Source organism: Shigella sp. FC1567 (genome assembly GCF_001743015.1).
GTDB classification, from domain to species: Bacteria; Pseudomonadota; Gammaproteobacteria; order Enterobacterales; family Enterobacteriaceae; genus Escherichia; species Escherichia coli.
In genome coordinates this window covers 1-639 of record NZ_MIIV01000363.1, presented here as the reverse complement: position 1 = coordinate 639, position 639 = coordinate 1, and the positions used below count along the sequence as shown (strand labels likewise).

The 639-nt window shown below is 52.4% G+C and carries 1 protein-coding gene and 1 pseudogene; one reads left to right on the top strand and one right to left on the bottom strand.

What is annotated here, in order from left to right; genetic code table 11:
• The coding region (locus tag BHE85_RS17845; protein ID WP_023147292.1) for an IS3 family transposase at positions 1-231 on the bottom strand (231 nt) is incomplete at its 3' end.
• A gap of 54 nt (positions 232-285) precedes the next feature.
• Here BHE85_RS17845 and BHE85_RS17840 point away from each other — a divergent pair.
• Positions 286-639: pseudogene (locus BHE85_RS17840) on the top strand (IS3 family transposase); the annotation flags it as partial.

Below are 639 nucleotides of genomic sequence, written 5' to 3'. Positions count from 1 at the left end.
TTCCAGCTCTTTCAGACGCTGACGTTCAGCGGTGGTGAGCCCGCCATCACCGCCTCCGGTATCCCGCTCATGCTGGCGTACCCAGACACGCAGAGTCTCCGGTGTACAGCCAATCTTTGGGGCAATGGAACAAATTGCCGCCCACTGTGAGTCATATTCGCCCTGACTTTCCAGAACCATACGAATCGCCCTCTGACGGACTTCGGGGGAAAAACGAGTATTTTTAGTCATCCTGTTTACCTCTTTCTCAGGGAGTTTAGTCTCCAGGATTCCCGGGGCGGTTCAGAACAAATCGAAATACGTAAGCTGAGGAAAAAGCTACAACGCATTGAAATGGAGAATGAAATATTAAAAAAGGCTACCGCGCTCTTGATGTCAGACTCCCTGAACAGTTCTCGATAATCGGGAAACTCAGAGCGCATTATCCTGTGGTCACACTCTGCCAAGTGTTCGGGGTTCATCGCAGCAGCTACAGATACTGGAAAAACCGTCCTGAAAAACCAGACGGCAGACGGGCTGTATTACGCAGTCAGGTACTTGAGCTACATGGCATCAGCCATGGTTCGGCCGGAGCAAGAAGCATCGCCACAATGGCAACCCGGAGAGGCTACCAGATGGGACGCTGGCTTGCTGGCAGGC